This is a genomic window from Vreelandella populi (assembly GCF_003989825.1).
GTDB classification, from domain to species: Bacteria; Pseudomonadota; Gammaproteobacteria; order Pseudomonadales; family Halomonadaceae; genus Vreelandella; species Vreelandella populi.
In genome coordinates, this window is record NZ_RZHE01000009.1 from 1 (window position 1) to 19,176 (window position 19,176).

Here is a 19,176-nt window from a genome sequence, read left to right on the forward strand (position 1 = left end):
CCGTTGAGCAGCTTGAAATTGTCACCGTTGCCCATGCCGCGGCCACCGGAAATCACCACCTTGGCACCGCCGAGTTCGGGGCGGTCAGACTGCGCCAGCTCTTCCTTCACAAAGCGCGACTGGGTGTTCTCGACCACCACGTCCACGGCTTCCACCGTGGCGCTGCCCGTGTCGCTGACGGCATCAAACGCGGTGGTACGGACCGTCAGCACCTTGAGGGTGTCGTCGCTTTTCACCGTGGCAATGGCGTTGCCCGCATAGATGGAGCGCTGGAAGGTATCCGCGCTTTCCACCCCGATAACGTCAGACAGCTGGCTGACATCTTTCAGCGCCGCCAGACGTGGCAGCACGTTTTTACCCGTCGTGGAGGCGCTGGCCAGCACGTGGGTGTAATCGCCTGCCAGCTCCACCAGCAAGGCGCCCAGGGGCTCGGCGAGCTGGTGGGCGTAGACCGCGTTGTCCGCAACGCGCACCGTGCGTACGCCTTCAAGCTTGGCGGCCGCATCCGCTGCCGCCTGGACGCCTTCACCGGCGACCAGTACGTCAATATCGCCCCCAATCGCTTGTGCAGCAGCGACAACGTGGGCGGTCGCGCCCGCCAGCTGGCCTTCATGGAGGTCGGCAAGTACCAGAATGCTCATGCGTTCCACTCCTCTTAAAGCACCTTGGCTTCGTTTTTGAGTTTATCGATTAGTTCGTCCACGGAGGCGACTTTGATGCCACCTTTACGCTCGGCCGGGGACTCCACCTTGAGCAGGCTGACCTTGGACGCCACGTCCACCCCGAAATCGGCGGGGGTTTTGACGTCCAGCGGCTTTTTCTTGGCCTTCATGATGTCCGGCAGCTTGGCGTAGCGGGGCTCGTTCAGGCGCAGATCGGTGGTCACGATGGCGGGTAAAGTCAGTGCGATTGTCTGCAGGCCACCGTCGATTTCACGCGTGACATGGACCTGGTCGCCTTCCACGACCACTTCCGAGGCGAAGGTTCCCTGCGGCAGGTTGGTGAGCGCGGCGAGCATCTGGCCGGTCTGGTTGTTGTCGGTGTCGATGGCCTGTTTGCCCAGGATCACGAGACCCGGCTGCTCTTGCTCGACCACTTTGGCCAAGAGCTTGGCGACCGCCAGCGATTCTGCCCGCTCGTCGGTTTCGATCTGGATGGCGCGGTCGGCGCCCAGCGCCAACGCGGTGCGCAGCTGCTCCTGAGACGCCTTGGGGCCGATGGTGACCGCTACTACTTCGGTGGCCACACCTTTCTCTTTCAAGCGCACCGCTTCTTCCACGGCGATTTCGCAGAAGGGGTTCATGGCCATTTTGACGTTGGTAAGGTCAACGTCGGAGTGATCCGCCTTGACGCGAATCTTGACGTTGTAATCGATGACGCGTTTAACCGCGACAAGAATTTTCATAGAGACATACTCCTTTTTCACAGCCGCCTGTTATGCAAACGGCTGGTTCGGCTTACGCTGTATAATTATGCTGCAAAATAACATTTATTTTGCATAGCGAAACTAGATTTCAATATATATAAACACCTTAAGAAATTGCCCAGCGTAAATCAAGTGTTTACCCGGTCAACCAGTAGTCTAAAAAGGCGACCAGATGAACCAGAGGGCTAATATAGGAATAGCAGTCGCTAAAAATCTACCATTCCAGCGATAACCGATATGTGTAGCCGACACGCCTGTAAACCGCGAAAGAATCAGCATGGAAGCCGTCATTGGCGAGGACATTAATGCCAGCGCCCACCCCACCATTAATGAAGCACCGATCATTGGCGGCGAAAGCCCTTCAATGGCTAAGGAAGGCAGTAAGCCCACAAGCAAGGTAACCGTGACAATGGGGTTAATGCCTAACTGAGCCAGCCCCACGACCATAAGCATGGCAATGACAGCGTTAAACGCCCCCCACTGATTCAGAACGCTTAATAAAGGTGCCAACTGATGACCATCTACTAGGCCGACACATAAGTGCCCGAGATAACCCGCCGCTCCCAGCACCACGATTTCATTTGCACTTGGAGAAAGCAGCCACGGTAACTGGCGATGCACAGCACTAATGGCAGCTGGCAGCCCTGCATAACCAAGCCGACGTCGCTGCCAGGCAAGCCAGACAAGCGCTCCCAGGGGCGCGCCTAATAGCGCGGCGATAGGCAATCGCAACGTTAGTAACCAGGCAATGCAAAAAACCAATGTGACGATGCCAAACAGCAACCCGCTGAACTGCACCAACGGCTGCAGGGATGGGGAAAGAGCTGACGTTTTGAGCCTACCGGCAGCGGGATGAGGACCCGTCAGAAAATCAACGACCCAGCCTGTCAGGAAAATTAATACGGCGGCTCCCAAAATATAGGGGGCCAGTTCAAGCCAGGTAATCTGCGGAAGACTTGAGAGCACCACAGCGACACCAATACCCATTGGCGAGATCAGCGGCGCCAGCGAGAAGCCACGTAAAAGCCCCAGCATCATACGCCGTTGGCGCGCCTCACGGACCCAGGTGCGCCCTTGCGCAGCTTCCAGGGTATTACTCTTTTCAATCATGCCGGCAAACAGGCTAAGCACGCCGATATTGAGAATAATGCCAAATAGCGCCGATCCCAACGACAAAATAGGATAGCGACGGCTTGGCGGCTGCAGCAGCATACATTGCCCACAGCGGCGCACTAAGCGTGAACGATAGGCTGGTAAACGCAGCATGCTGAGCGCCACGACAAAGGTGGCAAAGAATGCAAAACGCCCTCCGGCTTCAAATAACAGTAAAGCGGGCATTGAAGCGCGCCACAGAGCGATCAGGCTTAGCGCCCCGGCTGCAAACAGTAGCCCTTTGGCCATTGTCGTCAGCTGACCGCCAAGTGTCAGCAGATAAAGTAGTAACGCGCCTACGCCAATGGCTTGGCCCAGGTTACTGCCTATCACTAGGTGGATCAGCGTTGAACAGGTGACGACCAGCAGTAAAGAGACCCGCAGGCGGGCTAATCTCACTCGCCGGGCTTCCCTGATGTTTCTTCAGGCACGCCTTCAGGTGACTCGCTACCGCCGCGACGTCGAAACGAGCCTTCGCCGATAGCGACTAGATTCCCCTGAGTATCTCTAATTTCACCGCTGGCCATATACGTTTTCTTCCCGCCGCCGCGTAATGTTCCTGTGGCCGTCAAAATACCCTTACGGGCGGGGCTGACAAAGGTGGTGGTTAACGAGAGCGTCATTCCCTTACGGATATTGCCAGGCACGCTGCAGTGCAAGCCCGCTAGGCTTAGTGCGCTATCCAACATGGAGGTCAGGACCCCACCGTGAACATTGTTACTACGATTGAGGTGCTTGGGTTCGATCGTCAATTCGATCATGGCTCGGCCCGGCTGCCATTCAACAACTCGCATACCCAACAAGTCGTGATAGCCCATTAGCGCATCGCTTTTTTCAGCCTGGCTCATAAGGCACTCTCCTGCTGAGCTAAATCCCGCAGCCGACCCTTGAGGATTTTGCCACTGGCAGTGGAAGGCAACGCATCCATCAACACAATCTGGGTAGGCCTTTTGTAGGGCGCCAGCCGTTCGGCAATAAAAGCCTTTAACTCTGCCATATCCAGTTCCACGCCCGGCTCGCACTGAACAAACGCCACGACTTCCTCGTTACCGGCAACCTGACGCCCCACCACTGCGGTTAGCGTGACCGCGGGGTGCTCATTGATGACCGCTTCAACGTCAGGCGGATAGATATTGAATCCCGAGCGGATAATTAGCTCCTTGCTACGCCCGACAATATACAGCTGATCGTCATGGTCGAGCCTGGCGATATCCCCGGTATTGAGCCAACCATCATCGGTCAGCGTTGCTCGGGTAGCATCGGGCTGACGAAAGTAACCTTTCATGATATTAGGCCCGCGCACCCATAGCTCACCCACTTCATCACCGGGCTGCTCGGACGCTCCGCTATCACCCAATGGCTCTAGGCGATACTCCAGTAATGGCAGTACCCGGCCGACGGTGCTGCTGGTATGGCGATCATCAATACGCGTTTGACTGATAGTTGGACTCGCTTCGGTCAACCCGTAGCCGTTATGCAGCGTTAATCCAAAAGCGGCTTCCACCCGCACCTTGGTGTCACTATCCAGGGGCGAGCCACCTGCCGAGATATAAATCAGCTCGGGCGCTTCCAGCGGGCACTGCTCGCGTTTTAAAAACTCCAGCGCGCGGGCGTACATCGCGGGCACCCCTTGGAGAACGGTAATGCGTTCTTGCTTTAAAGTGGCAAGTAAATGGGCGGCGTCAAAACGCGGCACGGTATAAAGGCAGGCACCGTTATACAGCGACCCCATGCATACCGATGAAAGACCAAACACATGGGACATGGGCAGCACCCCGTAAACACGCTGCCCCTCACTCAAATGGCGCATACCGCCTGAGATAGAGGCAATATAAAGGATGCCCCGATGAGTCAGCATGACCCCCTTGGGCGTGCCAGTTGTCCCCGAGGTATAGATCATCGCCGCTACCTGCTCGGCACCGCTGGCACAAACAGGCTCTGGTTCGCTGTCATATAGCGGTGAAATCGCAAGCCCGCCCAGCTGAGGATGTTGATAGCGATCAGCCGCGTGTCGCTCGGCATGCTGGCAGGATTCGAGAGAGGCTTCGCAGGTATAGAAAACACGCCTTGGCAGGCAGTTGTTTTGAATAAGATCGACCTCTTGCGCCGATAAGCGCGAGTTGACGATGGCCACCCATACATCCATTTCACTGGCTGCGAGTAGCAAAACCAACAGGGCCCGACAGTTTTCACTCACAGTCATGATGCGGTCGCCTGGGCGAACACCCAATTCGGCAAGCCAGCGACAGGCAGCTTTTATCTCGTGCCCAAGCTCAGCGTAGCTCCAGCGTACATCGCCATCCACAATCGCTGCATGGTCAGCCAGGCGCCGTGCGTTTTCAAGCACGCGCGTGCTCAGCCGCTCGGGAATTTCTGCCACCAGCTCACTGGCGAGGCGTCCAAAAATCTGCTCATCCGGCGCTTGGTAGGGTACCGACAAAGCCATCAGGATGCCTCCCGCACCATATTACGAGCAATCACCAGCTGCTGAATTTGCGTGGTACCTTCATAGATACGAAATAACCGTACATCGCGGTAGAAACGCTCCACCGCATACTCGGACATATAGCCTGCGCCGCCATGGACCTGCACGGCGCGGTCAGCGACACGGCCTACCATTTCAGAACAGAACAACTTGCAGCAGGAAGCCAGCGTCGAGACGTTTTCGCCATCGTCCTTGCGTCGTGCGGCATCCATCACCATGGTCCTGCCCGCATAAGCCTCGGTCTTACTATCGGCCAGCATTGCCTGAACCAGCTGATGCTCGGCAAGCGCGGCACCAAACTGCTTACGTTCCATGGTATAGCGCAGCGATTCTTCTACCAGGCGCTCGGCCACTCCGACACATACCGCCGAAATATGCAGCCGCCCCCGGTCCAGCACTTTCATGGCCGTTTTGAAGCCCTGCCCCTCTTTGCCACCAATAATGTTCTCGGCAGGTACCCGGCAGTTATCAAAAATGATATCGCAGGTGTGAGCGCCCTTCTGGCCCATTTTCTTGTCTGCCGGGCCACGTATTAATCCGGGTGTATCACCTTCCACAATAAAAGCAGATATGCCGCCTGCGCCCTTGTTTTCCGGGTTGGTACGCGCCATTACGGTAAACAGGTCGGCTTCCGGCCCATTGGTGATATAGCGTTTGGTGCCGTTTAGGACATAGTAGTCGCCATCGCGCACAGCAGTGGTACGCAGGCTGGCAGCATCCGAACCTGAATCCGGCTCGGTGAGACAGAATGAGCTAAGAATCTCACCCGTCGCCAGGCGGGGAACGTATTTGGCTTTTTGCTCCTCGGTACCATCAATCAAAATTCCCTGGGCACCAATACCGTTGTTAGTACCGAACACAGAGCGAAACGCGGGCGAGGTTTTGCCAATCTCCATCGCCACCAGCGCTTCTTCTTCCATGGTCAGGCCAAGCCCGCCGTACTCTTCCGGGATCGATAGCCCGAACAGTCCCATTTCTTTCATTTCCGCAAGCAATTCTGGTGGCACAGCGTCCTCTTCAGCCAGACGTACCTCGTTGGGAATTAAACGTTCACGGACAAAACGGGCGATAGTATCGACAAGCTGATTGATCAGTTCGGGGTCACGAATCATGACGGCTCCTGGCGGTAAAAGGTTTTTATCGTTAGAAATAGAGCTTAATAAAAAGGGCTACCAAGTAGCGTGAGCAGTGGTATGGGCAAGCTAGTTTCGCCATGCGAAATTAACGCCCGCATTGCTTGTCAGGCACTTTTGCATAGCCTAGGATGGCAGTCAATAATCGAAATGCTATTTTGCAATGCAAAACTATAAGCTAAAACAATCGTTCTTTTGCAGAGAGGATTTGGCCTATGACTAACACGTCAACACCTTCCCCATTCACTACGCTGGGTATTGTCGGCACCGGCGCCATGGGGCGCGGCATCGCTCAATTGGCAGCCCAGGCAGGCCTTGAGGTCATGCTTTTCGATGTAAAAGAAGGAGCCGTGGAGGAAGCCAGAACCTTTATTAATGGCTTATGGCAAAGAAGTGCTGACAAGCAGCGCATCACCACCCAGCAGGCCCAACAATATAGCGAGCGGTTGATAAAGGCAGACGAGCTAAACGCACTCGCTCCCTGCGATATCGTCATTGAAGCCATTGTCGAGAAGCTGGAAGCCAAACAAGGCCTTTTCAGCGATCTGGAAGCTATCGTCAGTCAGCAGGCTGTGTTAGCCACCAATACGTCATCGTTATCGGTAACCGCCATTGCTGCTGCCTGCCAATACCCAGAACGGGTCATTGGGTTTCACTTTTTCAACCCTGTGCCGCTTATGAAAATCGCGGAGGTGATTCCTGGGCTGCGCACTTCAAACAAGGTTACCCAGCGCCTTAATGCACTGGGCGAGGCCATGGGGCATTTTACGGCCCAGACAACCGATACACCGGGGTTTCTGGTCAACCATGCCGGTCGCGCCTTCGGCACCGAAGCCCTACGTATTTTAGGGGAAAGCGTGGCCGACCCAGCCACCATTGATCGGATCATGGTAGATCAGGGCGGATTTCGAATGGGTCCGTTTACCCTGCTGGATCTTACCGGCCTGGATGTATCGCATGCGGTGATGGAGTCGATATACCAACAGTATTATGAAGAGGCGCGTTTTCGCCCTTCTCCTTTGACACGTCAACGTCTGGCTGCGGGCCTGCTGGGCCGCAAAACCGGCGAAGGCTTTTATCGCTATATTGAAGGCCAGCAGCAGATGCCGGATGAGCCGGTCATTGCCCCGGCACCTCCTTGTCCGGTATGGATCAGCCGGGAAGACCCCGAAAGTGCAGAGGAACTGGCTGCATTGGTAAACGCGGCAGGCTGGCCTCTGGAGACAGGCGCAAGACCTACTGACCAAGCACTTTGCCTGCTTACCCCCTTTGGTGAAGATGCCACTACCTGCGCACTACGCCAGAAGCTGAATGCCAAGCAGTGCGTGGCTGTCGACATGCTTGCCGGGCTTGATAAACGCCGCAGCCTGATGACAACGCCGCAGACCCAACCCAACGTCGTTGATGCCGCTTGCAGCCTGCTTCACCACGACGGCACGCCGGTAAGCCGTCTGCAGGACAGTAACGGTTTTGTTCTTCAGCGGGTTATTGCCAGCATCGTCAATGTGGGTGCCGATATTGCCCAGCAAGGAGTAGCTGACCCGGCCACTATCGACCGGGCCGTTGAGCTTGGCTTGGGTTATCCCTTTGGTCCGCTGCGCATGGGTGACCATTACGGCTCCACACGCATCATGACCATCCTCAACAACCTGCTTGAGGCCACTGGCGACCCGCGTTATCGCCCAAGCCCCTGGCTACGCCGCCGCGCCGCGTTGCACATGTCCCTGACTACTGCTTAAAACATCGCTGACAAGATCAACTGCGCATAAAAGCAACCTTTGATCTGGAGAATCCACATGCAAGATGCCTATATCTACGACGGTTTACGCACGCCTTTTGGTCGCCACGGGGGCAGCTTGGCGGCCATTCGGCCTGATGAACTGCTGGGCCTTACGTTAAAAGCGCTGGTGGCGCGCAACCCTTTCGCGCCAGAAAGTTATGAAGAGGTGCTGGCAGGCTGTACAAATCAGGCAGGCGAAGACTCGCGTAATGTGGCCCGTCACGCTGCGCTACTGGCAGGTTTACCCATTGAAGTGGCAGGGCAAACCGTCAACCGCCTGTGTGGCAGCGGCCTTGCGGCGATGATGGATGCGGCTCGGGCGGCCCGGTTAGGCGAAGGCGAACTTTTCCTGGCGGGCGGCGTGGAATCCATGTCGCGCGCGCCCTATGTACTTGGCAAGGCAGACTCCCCCTATGCCCGTAATCAACCTATGTACGATACGGTTATCGGCTCGCGCTTTCCCAACCCATGGCTTGCCAAGGAGTACGGTAGCCACAGCATGCCGGAAACGGCTGACAACATTGCCCACGACTTGAACATTGGCCGTGAAGCCAGCGACGCCTTTGCAGCCCGCTCTCAGGCGCGCTATGCCAAGGCGCTAGCGGCCGGTTTTTACGACGGTGAAATGTTTGCCGTTGAAGTCCCTCAAGGACGTAAACAGCCGTCTTTACTAGTTGATAAAGACGAGCATCCTCGTCCACAGAGCACTGAAGACAAGCTGGCCAAGCTAGGTGCGCTGTTTGAGGGTGGCGTTGTTACCGCCGGGAATGCCTCGGGCTTGAACGATGGCGCCGCCGCCCTGATTGTGGGCACCCAGGCCGCCGGTGAACGCGTGGGCCTGGCTCCTCGCGCACGTATCGTGGCCAGCGCCGTCGCCGGAGTGGCACCACGCGTCATGGGCCTGGGTCCGGTACCCGCCTCGCAAAAGGCGCTGGCACGCGCCGGCCTTTCCCTTGCACAAATGGATGTCATTGAAATTAATGAAGCGTTTGCCGTTCAGGTACTTGGCTGCGTGCAACAGCTTGGTCTCTCGCAAGATGATAGCCGTTTGAATGCCAACGGTGGCGCTATCGCCATTGGCCATCCGCTGGGTGCTTCCGGGGCACGTCTGGCGCTGACCGCACTACGCCAACTAGAAGCCACCGGCGGCCGCTACGCGCTGGTCACCATGTGCATTGGTGTTGGCCAAGGTATCGCAACAGTAATCGAGCGCCTGGATAGTTGATACCTTTGCTTTAATGGTATGAAAGCCGCGGCTAAGTAGATATGCGATACTGCACGCCATTAGCCACTTAATGTTGGGACATTGAATGCAACCCACCGACACTGAAGCTGACGACCCGCAGCTACCTGGAAAAGATCGTAACTTTGTGACCGCGCTGGCGCGCGGTCTGGAGTTGCTGCGCGCCTTTGGGGCTGGTGAAGAGTATCTGGGCAATGCTGAACTTTCTAACCGTACGAGCATTCCCCGCCCGACGGTCTCGCGCCTTACCTATACCCTTACTCAGCTTGGCTATCTGCAGCACAATACTCACTTGGAGAAATATCGGCTAGGGCCAGGCGTACTAGCGCTTGGCTATCGCTTTCTCGCCAACATGGGTATTCGTGAAATTGCGCGCCCCCATCTGCAGAAATTTGCCGAAGTCACCGACTGTAATGTGAGCCTGGGAGGTGCGGACCGCAGCGACATGGTGTATCTCGAAACCTGCCATGGCAGTGGTCCGCTCATTATTCGTCTGGACGTTGGCTCGCGCTTGCCCATTGCGACCTCTGCCATTGGCCGGGCCTGGCTATGTGGCTTGCCCGACTCCCGCCGTCAGCAGCTATTAAGCGAGCTGGCAGAGTTTCATGGCAAGGAGTGGCCCGCCCTCGAAGCCGGCATCAAGCAGAGCATGGAGGACTATGACCATTATGGGTTCTGTTTATCCGAGCAGGATTGGCAACGTGATATCAGTGCCGTGGCGATGCCTCTTATTTTAGAAGATGGCGCTGAAGTCATGGCAATCAACTGTGGAGGCTCGAGTTTACGCTTGGATCGCGATCGTCTGGTTAATAATCTTGGCCCCCGGCTCAAAGAAGTTGCTGCCCAGATCAAGCAGGAATTAGCGCCAAAGTATCGCTTAATGCGCTAAGAGTACTTTACCAACCTTCCCCTAACGCTCGTTTGAATGCATCATAGACGCTACACATGAGGTAGGCGTATAGGAGCAGGGATGCCAAGCGAATGGATTACGCGTCAGGATGAAAAACTCGTATTAAAGGGTGAGTGGACACTCGCCCATTACCAGAGGCTTAAAGATGCTTGTGCCCCTTATCTAGAAGCGCAGTCAGACGATATATCGCTGGTCGATATTGAGCGCCTGGATACCGCCGGCGCCATGCTGGTGATAGATATTATCGGTCCTGAAAAAGCTCAAACGGTCAGTGACTGGGCGAGCGAGCTTCCCAAAGAGCAACAGGCGCTTTTAACGCGTATTGCCGAAGCCATGGAAGCGCCTCTTGACGTTGACCAGCAGAATTCAAAGCGAATAACCGATGCGCTGGCCAACATTGGTGAGCACATGGTCGGGCTATGGTCACAGCAGCGCCAGCTATTAGGCTTTATCGGGCTGGTGCTTGCCACCTTGTCGCACACCCTGTTACGGCCACGCCACTGGCGCTTAACCGCGACCGTTGCCCATATCCAGCAAAGCGGCCTGAATGCGGTTCCTATCGTTGCTTTACTGACCTTCATGGTAGGTGCAGTAGTCGCGTTTCTGGGCGCCACTGTGCTGGAAGATTTTGGCGCTACCGTTTATACCATCGACCTTGTAGCCTTTTCATTTCTGCGCGAGTTTGGCGTCCTGCTGGCGGCTATTTTATTGGCGGGGCGTACAGCAAGTGCCTTTACCGCTCAACTTGGGGCGATGAAATCCAACGAGGAGATCGATGCTTTGCAGGCCCAGGGCCTTGATCCCATCGAGCTTCTGGTTCTGCCCCGGGTCATGGCCCTGCTGGTCAGCCTGCCCTTACTTGCCTTTGTGGGAATGATCAGTGGCTTGGTGGGTGGCGCTCTAGTGGCGGTGCTATCCCTGGATATTTCTATTGGCCAGTTCATGACCACCCTGCAGAAAGATGTGTCGGTGGTGCATTTTTTGGTTGGGCTAAGCAAGGCGCCCGTATTTGCCTTTGTGATTGCCGTAATCGGCTGCCTGGAAGGGTTCAAGGTCAGCGGCAGCGCCCAGTCGGTAGGCGCGCATACGACCTCAAGCGTTGTCCAGTCCATCTTCATGGTGATCTTGATTGATGCCCTTGCCGCGCTCTTTTTCATGGAGATGGGCTGGTGAGCAACGAAGATCATAAAACCTCATCTCAGGATAACGCGCAGCCCGCCCCGGCTATCAAGGTACGCAACCTGGAAAACCGCTTTGGCGATCATGTCGTGCATGAATCTCTGGATCTTGATCTTCTAAGTGGCGAAATACTCGGCGTAGTGGGCGGTTCGGGTACAGGCAAGTCGGTACTGTTACGCAGTATTGTGGGTTTAAAACGCCCCAATGGGGGCAGCGTTGAGGTGCTGGGCACCAACCTGAGCGAACTAAACGATAAGGAGCGTAGCCAAATAGAGCGTCGGTTTGGCGTTCTCTTTCAGCAAGGCGCGCTGTTCAGCTCGCTCAATTTGCAGGAGAACGTGGCCCTACCGTTGATCGAGCACGCCAAGCTTGCCAGGGAAGATGCTGAGCGTCTTGCCCGAGTAAAGCTTTCATTAGTGGGGCTTGAGCCGGAAGCGGCCTTGCAGTACCCCGATTCGCTCTCCGGCGGCATGATCAAACGCGCCGCCCTCGCCCGCGCGCTGGCGCTGGACCCGGATATCCTGTTTCTTGATGAACCTACCGCCGGGCTTGACCCCATCGGCGCGGCTGCCTTTGATCAGCTGCTCGTCACGCTCCGGGATGCTCTAGGCTTTAGCGTCTTTCTGGTAACCCATGATTTAGACACACTTTATGCTGCCTGCGACAGGGTTGCCGTGCTTTCTCAAAAGCGTGTTCTGGTGGTGGATACCATCGACAACGTCGCCCAAACCGATGATGAATGGATTCAGGATTACTTTCATGGACCTCGTGGCCGCGCCGCTGAACAGTCCGCCGCCACGTCTTCAACATCCAAGCCCAAGGAGTGAGTAGCACATGGAAACGCGCGCTCATCACGTTTTAATAGGTTTCTTTACAATATTAACCGCCGCCGCCGCCCTGCTGTTCGCGCTATGGATGAGCCAAGCCGCAGGACAGCGTGACTATCAATCTTATCGCATTCTGTTCGAGCGTAGCGTCAGCGGACTTTCGGTTGGCAGTACCGTGCAATATAACGGTATTGAAGTGGGTGATGTGACGAAGCTCACCCTCGACCCGACGGATCCACGCCAGGTGATTGCCAGAATCCGGGTGGTGGATGATACGCCGGTCAAGATGGATACACGCGCCAAACTTGCGTTTGCCAGTATTACCGGCAGCATGTCGGTGCAGCTTCACAGTGGCACACCGGAAAGCCCGCGTTTGATTGATCAGACCGATGATGATGCGCCATTTATTCGCGCCGACCCTTCGCCTATCGCTACCCTCTTTGAGGAAGGCGAGGAATTGATCGACAACATCAACGCCATTATGCAAAACGTCAACGAACTGTTTAATGATGATAACCGCGAAAACGCCGGCAGTATCCTGACCAATGTGGCGCAGATCACGGAGATGATTGCTTCACAGCAGCAGGCGCTGGATGAAAACATGGCACTGTTTGGCGATGCGTCGCGTCAGGCAACCGCCACACTTGAAAGCATTGATGAACTAAGCCAGGAAGCAATCCAACTGCTCAAGCAGGATGGTCAGCAGGTCATGCAAAGTGCTGCCGATGCCAGCCGTGATGTGGCACGCGCCGCTCAGCGCATCGAGCAGTTGATTGATCAAAATGCAGGTGCGGTCGAGAGCACTCTGCAGGGAACACGCGATATAGCACCGGCGCTTTCTGCACTGCGTTCCACGCTAAATACGCTAGACCGTATTACCCGCCAATTGGAAGAGAGCCCCAGGGATTTTTTACTGGGCCGTGATCAGGTAGAGGAGTTTCGTCCATGAGTATGCGCCCCTTTTTCGTCACGTTGACCTCATTGGTACTGCTAACCAGCGCAGGGTGTTCAATACTGCCTGAGAACGATCCTCCATCGCTTTACCGCCTGCCCTCCTCTGAGCGCTCTTCTTCTGAGTCATCCCACCACGGGACAGCTTCCTCCACCTCAACGCAGCGTTTGGGCGTGGCTACCCCTGAAGCCGGTTATCTGCTGAGCAGCAACCGGATTGTGGTATATCCCGAAAATACGCGGGTCAACGTCTATGAAGGCGCTCGCTGGCATGAAGATACCCCGGATCTTATCCAAGCGCGCCTGATAGAGGGATTACAGCAAAGCACACTTTTTGCCAGTGTGGGCAGCGATCATCTGCCGTCTGATTTGTTGCTGCTCAGCGAGCTGCGTCACTTTCAAAGTGAGTATGACAATGGCAGACCCCGTGCAGTCATTCAGATAGATGTACAGCTGGTTGAGGCCGACTCGCGCGCCCCACTTGCATCAGAAAGTTTCAGGACGACCAGCCAGGCATCCAATGTGGAAATACCCGCCGTGGTAGATGCTTTCGGGCGCGCCAGCGATGCCCTGGTTGAGCAACTTACCGCGTGGCTTGCCGAGCACTCAAACACCCGATCTGCACGCCTCACTTCTGGGTAGCAGACGCTGCCGTTTTTCTGATGTACTCCCGCGGGTCGCGGGGGTAAAAACGCTCCGGCTGGCGTTCCAGGTGGGTGAAAAAGCGTGTGTCCTTATAGGGCATCTTCATAAAACCTGAAACACCCAGGCCCTCGATCTGGTTCACGAAAGCCAGAATGCCAGCCAATAACGTACGAAATTCTCTCTCCTTAGCGGGATCTAGCAGGCGATAGTAGCTGTGGATTTTAAGGTGCTGAGGCAACGCCTCAAAAATGATCATGCCGGTATGATGAATTCTATTAAGCTGCTCTAAAAGTCCCATGATTGACCCTGGCAGTATCAAAAGCTCCTCGGGGTCTGGGCCATCCTCAAAGTAGCTATGCAAACGAGTGCGATTTTCAAGTTCGGGCATCGCACTGAGTTCATAACCAATGGTCATCGTGGGCCCCGGATAAAAGGATGCCTCAGGCGAGGCCCGCTCCAAGTGCAGGGTTTGCCGTGCATTGAACAGGCAGCTTTTGAATACCCCTTGACGATGAATTGCTCGGGCCAAGTACACCATATTGTTCACGGCCTCAATAAAAGCTGGCTTCAAGCTCGGGTCGTGAAGATTCAACGATGAATCAATATAGATACCCTCACGCTCCCAGCGCACGGCAAGCCCCCCCACCACAGGATATTTTCCCAACCGACTCACCGAGGCTAGAAATGCTTTTTCAGTTTCGCCCATTCCCTGCATGAACTGCTTGTAGTAGCGATCCAACTGGACATCGTTGACGTCATTCAGGGTTTCTTGAGCATCGGCTTCCCGTAAAAAAGCTTTACGCGAGCTGTAAACGACCGTGTCTATTTCCTGACGGGCAGAGCGCGCCCATACCGGCACCAGCGGCACCGGTGGGGCAACTGGCAGATCAATCATGACGGTGCGTGCCATACGCGGCATGGCCTGCAGGAAATAATCACCGGCGTTGCGCCGCACTTGTGGATCGGGGTCGAGCATGCCGTCCAGGGTACGAGCAAACTCCACCGGCAAGCCCAGCGAACTGGCAGGAATAGCCCGATGCCCAAACCGGCAGGACTGAGCAGAAGCCAACGCATACAACGTGCCCGCAACGCCCTGCTCATCAAACCGCGGTGAAGACAGTGCGCCATTGAGCTGCTCTTCGCCAATAAAGTACACATCCCCTAGCCGGGCATTGGTTTGTTGCAGGTTATCCGACATAAGCTCCATCACGTTAGCGCCGACAAACTGAAGCCTGGCATCCAGCTGGGCAAATACCGATGAACCCCAGTCGATCAGAGCAACCGATTCTGTTGCCGGGTCGAATACCAGGTTGGAAGGTTTGATATCGCCGTGTACTACCGGCCGGGCATTAGGGCCGGTTTCCTGGCGCAGAGCGTCGAGGAGTTCGCCAAGCTGTCGGGCAATATGGATGACAAGACGTGGCGAAAGACGCCCCTCTTTCAGTGATATCTGCTCAAGGTTCCAGCCGGGTGCACGCTCCATCACCAGAATGGATTGCCCTCGCGCACGTTGATAGGTAATCAGGCGGGGAATGCGCGGGTGCGAAACCTGATCCAGCATGAACGCCTCGTCTTCGAGGCGCTCCTGCAAGTGGGTCGGTAGCGTAATACGGGAGAACTTGAAAACATAATGGGCCGCAGTACTGCCCGTCGAGGTACTCCCGGCAAAGACAAAACCGTAGGCGCCTTTGCCAATCAGCTCGATATCTTGATACCCCAGTTGGGCAAGCTGTGCCTGACAAAGCGCTACCCAATCCTTGAGCTTCTGCGCGTCCTGGTGATTCAGCAGGTAGACCGACTGCTCCTCGGGTATATAGAACTGCTGTAACGGCGCCTGTGGCATGCTGGTCAGGCGAGATGAAGCAGCATGGTTTCGGGGGTTTCCAGGAATCCCTTCCAGGTGTTACAAAACCGTGCAATGGCCCCGCCATCAATAAAACGGTGATCACCGGCCCAGGTAATCGTCATGATGGCGCGCCTTTGAACAGTACCCTGGTCATCGAAACGCGGCAGCCACTGGGTTTTGCCTATCGCGACAATGGCGGCTTCTGGGGCATTGATAATAGGGGCCGCGTAAGTACCCCCTAAAGCGCCAATATTGGAGATACTGATGGTACCGCCTTTAAGATCGGCCTGATCCACACGCCCCTCACGGGCCGCAGCGGTTAAACGACCTACCTCGCGGGCGACTTCCAACAGCGTCAGATGCTCTACACCTTTAATATTCGGCACCATCAAACCCGCCTTGCCATCTACCGCCATCCCGATATTGCACTGAGGGTAATAGTGGAGCTCATCGCCCGACTCGTTTAACTGGGCGTTAAGGATGGGGCTTTCAGCGACAGCCAATGCCAGTGCCTTCATGAAAAATGGCATCAAGGTAAGCCGCTCCCCTTGGGCATCGGCCTGGGGTTTCAAACGCTCGCGCAGCGCCAGAAGCTCGGTGACGTCAATTTCTTCACCGTAATGAAAGTGCGGAATCGTGGTGGCAGACTCGACCATTCGCTTGGCCATGACGGCGCGCACGCCCCGCAAGGGCTCAACGCGGGGAGCAGACGCTGAGCCGCTAGCGTGGGACTCAGAAGATGCCGATAGAGCCGGTGCCGCTGCGCTTTTTCCATCCACATGCGCCAGCACATCCTCTTTCAGCACCCGGCCAGCTTTACCGCTACCGGCGATGGCGGTGAGCGATATGCCATACTCGCGCACCAGGCGGCGCACGGCGGGACTCGCCGGCACTTTACGATGATGAGCTTCGCCATGAAGCGCTTCTCCACTGCCACTCGCCGCCGGGGAAGACGGCTTGCCAGGCGATGTCTGGTCAATCTCGACCGGCGTTTCCGCTTCTCTGACAAGAGATGTGTCGGGCGCTTGCTCGTCAGCGGACGCATCCTCTTCGCCCTGCGCCTGATAGGCGTATAGAGGTGCGTGCACTTTGGCAATTTGCCCTTGAGCAACATACAACTTGGTGATGACTCCCGCTTCAGGCGCAGTAATTTCCACCAGCGCTTTATCTGTCATCACCTCGACAATGGGCTGGTCTTCTTCAATGGTATCGCCTTGGGCAACCCGCCACTCCACTACTTCACATTCGACAATGCCTTCGCCAATATCCGGTAGTTTAAAATCGCTCATTGTTCTTCTCCTTGCGCTAAAAGTTAACGCTTTCGCGAATCGCTTCAAAAATTTTCAGGTGATCGGGAAAATACTCTTTTTCCAATACGAGAGGAAAAGGCGTATCCAGCCCGGTTACCCGCCTGATCGGCGATTCCAGGTAGAGAAAACAACGCTCTTGAATGGTCGCGGCTATTTCACCGGCAAAGCCACCGGTCAGTGGTGCCTCATGGCTAACCACCAGACGACCTGTCTTGAGGACAGACTCAACAACGGTATCGGCATCCCAGGGTAGCAAGGAGCGCAGGTCAATCACTTCGCAGGCAATACCCTGCTCTTCAGCAAGTTCCACTGCCTTACCGATTACTTCCATTTGAGCCCCCCAGCCCACGACGGTGATATCACTGCCCTCCTTGATAACTTCAGCCTCGCCCAAGCGCAGCTGATAATCCTCTTCGGGCACTTCCCCTACAGCGGCGCGATAAAGCCGCTTGGGTTCCAAAAAGAGGACCGGATCCGGGTCTCGAATAGCCGCTAGAAGCAACCCTTTTGCCTGATAAGGATTACGCGGCACCACCACTTTCAAGCCAGGCGTATGCGTGAAGTAGGCTTCAGGCGATTGGGAATGGTACAGGCCGCCGGCGATCCCCCCGCCGTAGGGCGTGCGGATGGTCAGCCCACCTACATTGAACAGGTCACCCGAGCGATAACGGTACTTGGCGGTTTCATTCACGATCTGATCAAAGGCAGGAAAGATATAGTCGGCAAATTGAATTTCCGCTACGGGTACCGAACCTTGGGCAGCAAGGCCATTGGCGAAACCGATAATGCCCTGCTCTACCAGCGGCGTATTGAAGCAGCGTGTTTTGCCATATTTTTCTTGAAGATGGCTTGTAGCGCGGAAGACTCCACCAAAAATACCCACGTCTTCGCCAAAGCAGATGACTTTTTCGTCTTCGGCCATGGCAATATCCAGCGCATTATTGATCGCCTGCAACATATTCATGGTGGGCATGTTACGCATCTCCCTGCGAGTCAATATGGGTCTCAACGTCCAGATCCAGAGATCGCGCGCCCCGCGGGTAGGCATCCGGATAGCGGCGGATATGCTTTTTCAACTGATCAAACTGGCGCTGGAGCTCAGGGGTAACATCGGCGTAGACATCGCTCACCAGACTTTCCAGCGGTGGAGAGGTACGTTTTTCCGCACGCTTCATGGTATCCAGCACTTCCCGACGTAGTGTTTCCTGCTGCTGGGTTTCTTCCTCTTCGCTCCACCAGTTTTTCTTTAGCAACCATTTCTGCATACGCAGCACGGGGTCTTTAAGCCGCCAGGTCTCCTCCTCGCTTTTCAGCCGATACCCCGACGGGTCATCTGACGAGGAGTGAGCGGCCAGCCGGTAGGTCATGGCTTCAATAAGGACGGGCTGGTTTTGCTCAACCGCGATTTGGCGCGCCTGACGTGTGGCTTCATAGACTGCCAGCACATCATTGCCATCCACACGCAAGACATGCATGTGATAACCAAATGCGCGCGGCGCAATGCCGTCGGCGGCAAACTGCTCGACTGCCGGTGTGGAAATGGCATAGCCATTATTGCGGCAGAAAAAGATGACCGGCACCTTATGTACCGAGGCCATATTCAGCGCAGCATGGAAATCTCCCTCGGACGCCGCTCCTTCACCAAAGAAGGTCAGTGTACAAAGGCCATCACCTGCCAATTTCTGGCCGTAGGCGTAGCCTGTAGCCTGAGGAATCTGAGTCGCTAAAGGAGAGGAAATCGTCATGTAGTGGAGCTTGCGCGAGCCATAATGGACCGGCATCTGCCGCCCCTTGCCATAATCCAGCTCATTGCCGAAAAGCTGGTTCATGAACTCGTCGATGGAGAAGCCGCGATACATCAGCGCGCCCTGCTCGCGGTACTGGGCCATGATCATATCGGCATCATTCAAGGCGGCGGTCGCTCCGATAACAGCCGCTTCCTCGCCCATGCACTGCATGTAAAAACTGAGTCGTCCCTGGCGCTGGGCCGCCATCATCCGTTCATCGAGAATGCGCGTGGCCAGCATTGACTGATAAAGCCTGCGCGCATGCTCACGCTCAAGCGGTGGCTCTGTAGCGCCGTTGTAAAGCTCCCCTTCTGCGTCAAGCAGGCTGAAGGTGGCAATAGAGAACTCATCGCCGGTCAGGAAGGCCGGCTGGTGTACGTGGTTCGTCATCATTATTATCCTTGTTTTACCCCTTTTGAGGGCAGTGTTGTTCGTGATGACCGTTTATGCCAGTGGATTTATCTGGTTTGAGTCAACGCAACTACTGCGACGATAACGCAGC

Annotated in this window: 17 protein-coding genes; 7 read left to right on the forward strand and 10 right to left on the reverse strand. The window is 55.7% G+C overall.

Annotated elements, in window-relative coordinates:
• The 6 genes from ELY25_RS11300 to ELY25_RS11325 all read right to left on the reverse strand — a co-directional run.
• Positions 1–641, reverse strand: a 641-nt coding sequence (locus ELY25_RS11300) for an electron transfer flavoprotein subunit alpha/FixB family protein (RefSeq protein WP_126949557.1), incomplete at its 3' end; no start/stop codon positions are given.
• Between the two features lie 14 nt (positions 642–655).
• A complete protein-coding gene (locus ELY25_RS11305; RefSeq protein WP_126951394.1) occupies positions 656–1,405 on the reverse strand; it encodes an electron transfer flavoprotein subunit beta/FixA family protein in 750 nt (249 codons plus the stop codon).
• Between the two features lie 177 nt (positions 1,406–1,582).
• Entirely contained in the window at positions 1,583–2,977 is a 1,395-nt protein-coding gene (locus ELY25_RS11310) for a hypothetical protein (RefSeq protein ID WP_126951395.1), read from the reverse strand.
• Positions 2,974–3,426 (reverse strand): PaaI family thioesterase, encoded by a 453-nt coding sequence (locus ELY25_RS11315; RefSeq protein ID WP_126951396.1) that lies wholly within the window; start codon positions 3,424–3,426, stop codon positions 2,974–2,976. The genes ELY25_RS11310 and ELY25_RS11315 overlap by 4 nt, the downstream gene beginning before the upstream one ends.
• Complete coding sequence (locus ELY25_RS11320; protein WP_126951397.1) at positions 3,423–5,024, reverse strand: class I adenylate-forming enzyme family protein; 1,602 nt, start codon at positions 5,022–5,024, stop codon at positions 3,423–3,425. Before ELY25_RS11320 ends, ELY25_RS11315 begins: the two co-directional genes overlap by 4 nt.
• Positions 5,024–6,175, reverse strand: coding sequence for an acyl-CoA dehydrogenase family protein (locus ELY25_RS11325; protein WP_126951398.1), 1,152 nt, complete (start codon positions 6,173–6,175; stop codon positions 5,024–5,026). The genes ELY25_RS11320 and ELY25_RS11325 overlap by 1 nt, the downstream gene beginning before the upstream one ends.
• A gap of 236 nt (positions 6,176–6,411) precedes the next feature.
• On the opposite strand from ELY25_RS11325, the gene ELY25_RS11330 reads away from it, so the two are divergent.
• From ELY25_RS11330 to ELY25_RS11360, 7 genes are all read left to right on the forward strand, one after another.
• Positions 6,412–7,935 carry a 3-hydroxyacyl-CoA dehydrogenase gene (locus tag ELY25_RS11330; RefSeq protein WP_126951399.1) on the forward strand — a complete coding sequence of 508 codons (1,524 nt, stop codon included), beginning with the start codon at positions 6,412–6,414 and terminating at the stop codon, positions 7,933–7,935.
• A gap of 57 nt (positions 7,936–7,992) precedes the next feature.
• Positions 7,993–9,201 (forward strand): 3-oxoadipyl-CoA thiolase, encoded by a 1,209-nt coding sequence (locus tag ELY25_RS11335; protein WP_126951400.1) that lies wholly within the window; start codon positions 7,993–7,995, stop codon positions 9,199–9,201.
• Between the two features lie 85 nt (positions 9,202–9,286).
• Positions 9,287–10,108: an IclR family transcriptional regulator gene (locus ELY25_RS11340; RefSeq protein WP_126951401.1), complete on the forward strand. Its 822-nt coding sequence runs from the start codon at positions 9,287–9,289 to the stop codon at positions 10,106–10,108.
• 81 nt (positions 10,109–10,189) lie between these two features.
• Positions 10,190–11,302: an MlaE family ABC transporter permease gene (locus ELY25_RS11345; protein ID WP_126951402.1), complete on the forward strand. Its 1,113-nt coding sequence runs from the start codon at positions 10,190–10,192 to the stop codon at positions 11,300–11,302.
• On the forward strand, positions 11,299–12,135 hold the full coding sequence (locus ELY25_RS11350) for an ABC transporter ATP-binding protein (RefSeq protein ID WP_126951403.1): 837 nt from the start codon (positions 11,299–11,301) through the stop codon (positions 12,133–12,135). Before ELY25_RS11345 ends, ELY25_RS11350 begins: the two co-directional genes overlap by 4 nt.
• A gap of 7 nt (positions 12,136–12,142) precedes the next feature.
• Positions 12,143–13,084 (forward strand): MlaD family protein, encoded by a 942-nt coding sequence (locus ELY25_RS11355; RefSeq protein ID WP_126951404.1) that lies wholly within the window; start codon positions 12,143–12,145, stop codon positions 13,082–13,084.
• Positions 13,081–13,728 carry an ABC-type transport auxiliary lipoprotein family protein gene (locus ELY25_RS11360; RefSeq protein ID WP_126951405.1) on the forward strand — a complete coding sequence of 216 codons (648 nt, stop codon included), beginning with the start codon at positions 13,081–13,083 and terminating at the stop codon, positions 13,726–13,728. Before ELY25_RS11355 ends, ELY25_RS11360 begins: the two co-directional genes overlap by 4 nt.
• Here the strand turns inward: ELY25_RS11360 and ELY25_RS11365 are convergent.
• The 4 genes from ELY25_RS11365 to ELY25_RS11380 are packed head-to-tail and all read right to left on the reverse strand — an operon-like array spanning position 13,715 to position 19,064.
• Positions 13,715–15,574 (reverse strand): protein kinase domain-containing protein, encoded by a 1,860-nt coding sequence (locus tag ELY25_RS11365; protein WP_126951406.1) that lies wholly within the window; start codon positions 15,572–15,574, stop codon positions 13,715–13,717. The genes ELY25_RS11360 and ELY25_RS11365 overlap by 14 nt on opposite strands.
• A 5-nt stretch (positions 15,575–15,579) precedes the next feature.
• Complete coding sequence (locus ELY25_RS11370) at positions 15,580–16,866, reverse strand: 2-oxo acid dehydrogenase subunit E2 (RefSeq protein ID WP_126951407.1); 1,287 nt, start codon at positions 16,864–16,866, stop codon at positions 15,580–15,582.
• Positions 16,867–16,882: 16 nt separating this feature from the next.
• Positions 16,883–17,860, reverse strand: coding sequence for an alpha-ketoacid dehydrogenase subunit beta (locus ELY25_RS11375; protein WP_126951408.1), 978 nt, complete (start codon positions 17,858–17,860; stop codon positions 16,883–16,885).
• Between the two features lies 1 nt (position 17,861).
• Positions 17,862–19,064 (reverse strand): thiamine pyrophosphate-dependent dehydrogenase E1 component subunit alpha, encoded by a 1,203-nt coding sequence (locus ELY25_RS11380; protein ID WP_126951409.1) that lies wholly within the window; start codon positions 19,062–19,064, stop codon positions 17,862–17,864.
• Between the last annotated feature and the right edge of the window lie 112 nt (positions 19,065–19,176).

Bases quoted from the DNA above. Each gene is read 5' to 3' on its own strand.
- ELY25_RS11330 (WP_126951399.1), top strand. From the start codon at position 6,412: ATGACTAACACGTCAACACCTTCCCCATTCACTACGCTGGGTATTGTC.
- ELY25_RS11340 (WP_126951401.1), top strand. From the start codon at position 9,287: ATGCAACCCACCGACACTGAAGCTGACGACCCGCAGCTACCTGGAAAA.
- ELY25_RS11375 (WP_126951408.1), bottom strand. From the start codon at position 17,860: ATGCCCACCATGAATATGTTGCAGGCGATCAATAATGCGCTGGATATT.
- ELY25_RS11360 (WP_126951405.1), top strand. From the start codon at position 13,081: ATGAGTATGCGCCCCTTTTTCGTCACGTTGACCTCATTGGTACTGCTA.
- ELY25_RS11345 (WP_126951402.1), top strand. From the start codon at position 10,190: ATGCCAAGCGAATGGATTACGCGTCAGGATGAAAAACTCGTATTAAAG.
- ELY25_RS11315 (WP_126951396.1), bottom strand. From the start codon at position 3,426: ATGAGCCAGGCTGAAAAAAGCGATGCGCTAATGGGCTATCACGACTTG.
- ELY25_RS11365 (WP_126951406.1), bottom strand. From the start codon at position 15,574: ATGCCACAGGCGCCGTTACAGCAGTTCTATATACCCGAGGAGCAGTCG.
- ELY25_RS11320 (WP_126951397.1), bottom strand. From the start codon at position 5,024: ATGGCTTTGTCGGTACCCTACCAAGCGCCGGATGAGCAGATTTTTGGA.
- ELY25_RS11355 (WP_126951404.1), top strand. From the start codon at position 12,143: ATGGAAACGCGCGCTCATCACGTTTTAATAGGTTTCTTTACAATATTA.
- ELY25_RS11380 (WP_126951409.1), bottom strand. From the start codon at position 19,064: ATGACGAACCACGTACACCAGCCGGCCTTCCTGACCGGCGATGAGTTC.
- ELY25_RS11325 (WP_126951398.1), bottom strand. From the start codon at position 6,175: ATGATTCGTGACCCCGAACTGATCAATCAGCTTGTCGATACTATCGCC.
- ELY25_RS11370 (WP_126951407.1), bottom strand. From the start codon at position 16,866: ATGAGCGATTTTAAACTACCGGATATTGGCGAAGGCATTGTCGAATGT.
- ELY25_RS11305 (WP_126951394.1), bottom strand. From the start codon at position 1,405: ATGAAAATTCTTGTCGCGGTTAAACGCGTCATCGATTACAACGTCAAG.
- ELY25_RS11335 (WP_126951400.1), top strand. From the start codon at position 7,993: ATGCAAGATGCCTATATCTACGACGGTTTACGCACGCCTTTTGGTCGC.